The sequence below is a fragment of the Streptomyces africanus genome, assembly GCF_002150735.1.
Taxonomy (GTDB): domain Bacteria; phylum Actinomycetota; class Actinomycetes; order Streptomycetales; family Streptomycetaceae; genus Streptomyces; species Streptomyces africanus.
This window is the reverse complement of sequence record NZ_MUKA01000378.1, coordinates 1-4,784: the sequence shown is the minus strand read 5'-3', so window position 1 is coordinate 4,784 and position 4,784 is coordinate 1. Positions and strand designations below refer to the sequence as shown.

The following is a 4,784-nucleotide window of genomic DNA, read 5'->3' as shown; positions in this document are numbered from 1 at the left end:
CCACGGCCTCCGCGGCCCGCCCGAACACGGCGACCGGATGCCCCCGGCGGGGATCGCCGAGCAGCAGGTCACCGATCAGACCGGCGGCGGCGCCGTACGCGAAGACGCGACCGGCACCCATGGGCTCAGCCGGCCGCGGGGGCGGGCAGGGGTGGGGTTCTGAACCTCGATCGGCAGCCGCGCATGGCGATATGTCCTCACTCAGGGTGTCCACGCCCTGGTTCGACTAGACCGGCGGTGAGAGTTCCTGGCTCCCGGGGATCACTACCCCGGTGACAGTGGCGGGACCGCGCCGGACTTCCACCGGCTTCCTCTCCTGCCGCCGTACTGGCCCCGGCAGTCCACCACGGTCGGCATCAGCCGTCAACTTGCCGTTGACCTGCGAGGGGAGAGTGTGCAGAAGCCCACACCGCTGGCACGGAGCCCTGATCCCGTGGGACGGGTCGGGGTGAATACCCCTGTGCGGGCCACGTTCCGGCGACCCGCTTGCGTGTGTCCGGCGCAAACCCTCCAATACCTCGCACGGGTGGAAAGCTGCGAAAAGGACGGGATCAGTGCGCTGTGACGACGAGTTGGTGCCGGTGGACGTCACTGGCCGCCGCCCTGGCCCGCCGAGGTGACCGGCGCACGGTTCCCGGAAGGGCTCGGCCCCGCAGTGGTTCGGGTACGGTCCGCCGACGGCACTCCCGTCGGCTCCGGATTCCTGCTCGCCCCCGGCCGGCGTCTGCTGGACCGCTGCGGCCGACGGGGCCATGTCTTCTTCCTCAACCAGCTCGAGGAGATCGTTGCGGCCGAACCGGCCGCCGCCCGCGCCCTGCTGGCCCTGGTCGTCGCCATCGCCTCGGTCCCCGCCGAGGACAAGCGGCTGCGCGTCCTCGCGAGCCTGCGCTCCGCCTGCCTCGACGACCTCGCGGAACCCGCCACCGCCCACGTCCTCAGCGACTGCGTCCAGGTCGTCGCACCGCTGGGCCGCTCCGACCTGCTCCGCGCCATCGCCCCGCCACACGACAACCGGGCGGCACAGGACCAAAGTCCCGTACCGCCCGGCGGAAGCAAGCGTGGATCAGGCCACGATCAGATAGATCCCGTATCCCACAGCCGCCGCACACGCCGCGAAGCACGCGTACGCGCCCGTCACCGCGAGGCCCGCGGTCCCGCCCTCGGCGGCCGCCCGCTCGCGGCGGGACAGGCCGGTGATGCCGAGGGTGAACAGGCCCACCAGGGCCACGGTGACCACGAGGCTGACGCCGAAGACGGAGCCGAGGGCCGCCCAGTCGATTTTCATGGCAGAGGTTCTCCTTGTAACCGAGTGGGCGGGGTCAGACCGGGGTGGTCGTGGTGGAGGGCCGGCGTTCGACCGGGGCCGGCGCCGGGATCGTGGCGCTCGGGTCGTCCGTGGCCGTGCCACCCGCCGGCGGCGGCGTCACCGCGGCCATCGCCGTGGTCACCACACCGGCCGGCTCCGCCTCGTCGGCGTCGTTGACGTTGGTGTGGTCGACGACCTCACGCCGCGAGAGCTTCCAGATCGCCGCGCTGGAGGCGACGAGGAAGACGGCCACCACCGCGGTGCCCCAGCTGCCGAAGCCGGTGACGTACTCGGCGAGCGCGCCCACCAGGGCCGCCGCCGGCAGCGTCAGGCCCCACGCGACGAACATCCGCGTCGCCGTCGACCAGCGGACGACACCGCCCTTGCGGCCGAGTCCCGCGCCCATCACCGAGCCGGACACGGAGTGGGTGGTGGAGAGGGAGAAGCCGATGTGCGAGGAGGCCAGGATGACCGTGGCCGCGCTGGTCTGGGCGGCGAAGCCCTGCTGCGGCCGGAGGTCGGTCAGGCCCTTGCCCATGGTGCGGATGATGCGCCAGCCGCCGAGGTACGTGCCGAGCGCGATGGCGAGACCCGCCGAGAGGATGACCCAGGTGGGCGGGTCGGAGTCGGGGGCGACGGCGCCGCCGGCGACCAGGGCGAGGGTGATGACACCCATGGTCTTCTGGGCGTCGTTGGTGCCGTGGGCCAGCGAGACCAGGCCCGCGGAGGCGATCTGGCCGGCCCGGTAGCCCTTCTCGGAGGCCTTGCCGTCGGCCTTCTTGCCGAGGGAGTACGTCAGCCGGGTGGCGAGCAGTGCGGCGATGCCCGCGACCACCGGGGCGGCGATCGCCGGGATCAGCACCTTGGTGACCAGGACGTCACCGTGGACCGCGCCGACGCCCGCCGAGGCGATCGTGGCGCCGATCAGGCCGCCCATCAGGGCGTGCGAGGAACTGGACGGCAGGCCGACCAGCCAGGTCACCAGGTTCCAGAGGATCGCGCCGACCAGGGCGGCGAAGATGACCTCGGGACGGATGCCGGCCTCGTCGACGAGGCCTTTGGAGATCGTGTTGGCGACTTCCACGGACAGGAAGGCGCCGACCAGGTTGAGGACGGCCGACATGGCGACGGCGACCTTGGGCCGCATGGCGCCCGTGGAAATGGTCGTGGCCATCGCGTTCGCGGTGTCGTGGAAACCGTTCGTGAAATCGAACGCGAGTGCGGTTACCACCACAATCGCGAGGATCAGCGAGAAGCTTTCCATTTACCCAGGCAATCGTTCGAGGTCGTTGGCCAGTCGAACGTAGGTAACCCGAGTGAACGGAAGATGAACTGGGAGGGGCGCAGGGGTGTCTGCATTCGAGGGTTGCCGTTCCGTCCTGGGGGCGGGACCAGGTTCGTATACGCGACAAGGGTATCTGTCCCGGTATGCGAATTTCCGTAGGCGCGGCTTCCGGCCTGAAGTGGACCCGCCCGGCGGTGCGTTGAGGACCCGCCTGGCAGGATCGCCGCATGGCTGAGCAGCGAGGCGACGGACGAGGCGCGGGGGACGGCCGGGACGGCGGGCGGGATGCGGGGCAGTCGCGGCACAGGGTCGTGCGCCCCGAGGAGGCGCGCGCCTGGGAGGAACTCGTCACGACGGCCATCCGGACCGTCTCCGACGGGCTCGTCGTCGGCACCTCGGGGAACGTCTCGGTGCGCGTCGGGGACACGGTCCTGGTCACGCCGTCGGGCGTCCCCTACGACCGGCTGCAGCCGGACGACGTGACGGGCGTCGGCCTCGACGGCCGGCAGGTCCTCGGCACCCTCGTCCCGACCAGCGAGCTGCCCATGCACCTCGCGGTCTACCGCACGACCGGCGCCCGTGCCGTCGTCCACACCCACGCCGTGCACGCGACGGCCGTCTCCACGCTCGTGAGCGAGCTGCCACTGATCCACTACATGGCCGCCGCGCTCGGCGGGCCCGTCCGGGTCGCCCCGTATGCCACGTACGGCACCGACGAGTTGGCCGAGAACATGCTCCACGCCCTCGCCGACCGCTCCGGCTGCCTCCTCCAGAACCACGGCACCGTCACCCACGGCGCGTCCCTCGACCAGGCCTACGACCGCACGGCCCAGCTGGAATGGATGTGCCGCCTGTGGCTGACCGCCACATCGGTCCCGGGGCTGTCCCCGAGCCTGCTGTCGGGCGAGCAGCTGGCGCAGGTCCAGGAACGGCTGCGGGGGTACGGCCAGCGCCGCTGACCCTCCGTCCCGGCCGCCCGCCCCGGTCACCCCGCCGCTGCCCCCCACTGGTCCGTCGCCCGGTCCGCCGGGACACTGGTGACGTGCGCACTGCCAGAGCGACGGCCGCTGCCGTCACCGCCCTGTTCGGAGTCGGTGCGGCCGCCGTGGCCGCCGGACGGTTCGCCAGTGACGCCGCGCTGAAGGCGCCTCCCGGCAGGCCCCTGCCCACCGAACCCCGGCTCACCGTGCACGGCACCGCCGCGGGGCAGATCAGCCTCACCCGGGACCTGGCCGCCCTGCGGCCCGGCCGCTACGGCCTGTCCGGCGACGGCTCCCACGCGGTCGTCGGACCCGTCCTGGCCGACGCCTCGGACACCGCCGACACCGTCGTACGCCGCCTGGAGCGGGTCACGCACGGCACCCTGGAACCCGGCGACAAGGCCTGGCTCACCCCGAACCTGTACGTCGGCAACCCGAGCGCCGCCCTCGGCATCGAACACACCGACATCGACATCCCCGGCGAACTCGGCGCCCTGCCCGCGTGGTTCGTGCCCGGCGCCCGGGACACCTGGGTGATCGCCGTGCACGGCCTCGGAACCACCCGGGAACTCGCCATGAACGTCATGGGGTTCCTGCACAGCAACCACTTCCCGGTGCTCGCCCTCTCCTACCGCGGCGACCTCGGCGCGCCCCGCCCGCCCGGCGGCCTGAACCACCTCGGCGAGACCGAGTGGCGCGACCTCGACGCGGCGATCCGCCACGCCGTGCGCCACGGCGCCCGGCAGGTCGTCCTGCACGGCTGGTCCTCCGGCGCCACCATGGCCCTGCGCGCCGCCGCGCACTCGGAACTGCGCGACCGCGTCTCCGGGCTCGTCCTGGACTCCCCGGTGCTCAGCTGGGAGACCACCCTGCGCGCCCTCGCCGCGGCCCGCCGCACCCCGGGCCCGCTGCTGCCCCTGGCGGTCCGCGCCGCGCAGGGCCGCACCGGTCTGTACGGCGACCGAGCCCCGGACGCGTCCCCCGCCGCCGGGCTCCAGGTCCCGGCACTCGTCTTCCACGGACCGGACGACACGGTGGCCCCCTGGCAGCTCTCCCGCCGGCTCGCCGACGCCCGCCCCGACATGGTCGCCTTCCGCACCGTCGGCAACGCGCCCCACGGTGCGATGTGGAACGCCGACCCGCAGGCCTACGAGGAAGCCCTGCGACGCTTCCTGACACCTCTCATGTGACCCCCCGGCCTCCCGCACCCCCC

At 72.9% G+C, this 4,784-nt stretch carries 4 protein-coding genes, 1 pseudogene and 1 riboswitch; of the genes and pseudogenes, 2 read left to right on the top strand and 3 right to left on the bottom strand.

All coding sequences use genetic code 11. The annotated features are described in order from the left end of the window. From CCL05_RS46635 to CCL05_RS36595, 3 genes and pseudogenes are all read right to left on the bottom strand, one after another. Positions 1-121 (bottom strand): annotated as a pseudogene (locus tag CCL05_RS46635) (cobalamin biosynthesis protein); the annotation flags it as partial. Between the two features lie 101 nt (positions 122-222). Beyond that, positions 223-360: riboswitch (cobalamin riboswitch) on the bottom strand. A gap of 703 nt (positions 361-1,063) precedes the next feature. Next, entirely contained in the window at positions 1,064-1,285 is a 222-nt protein-coding gene (locus CCL05_RS36600) for a hypothetical protein (protein ID WP_086564952.1), read from the bottom strand. A 34-nt stretch (positions 1,286-1,319) separates the two neighbouring features. Next, positions 1,320-2,570 (bottom strand): inorganic phosphate transporter, encoded by a 1,251-nt coding sequence (locus CCL05_RS36595; RefSeq protein ID WP_086564951.1) that lies wholly within the window; start codon positions 2,568-2,570, stop codon positions 1,320-1,322. Positions 2,571-2,818: 248 nt separating this feature from the next. On the opposite strand from CCL05_RS36595, the gene CCL05_RS36590 reads away from it, so the two are divergent. Both CCL05_RS36590 and CCL05_RS36585 read left to right on the top strand, forming a co-directional pair. Beyond that, the gene (locus tag CCL05_RS36590; protein WP_086564950.1) at positions 2,819-3,550 is read left to right on the top strand and encodes a class II aldolase/adducin family protein; all 732 of its coding nucleotides are present in this window, start codon (positions 2,819-2,821) and stop codon (positions 3,548-3,550) included. An 83-nt stretch (positions 3,551-3,633) separates the two neighbouring features. Further along, positions 3,634-4,761 (top strand): alpha/beta hydrolase family protein, encoded by a 1,128-nt coding sequence (locus tag CCL05_RS36585; RefSeq protein ID WP_086564949.1) that lies wholly within the window; start codon positions 3,634-3,636, stop codon positions 4,759-4,761. Positions 4,762-4,784 lie beyond the last annotated feature (23 nt).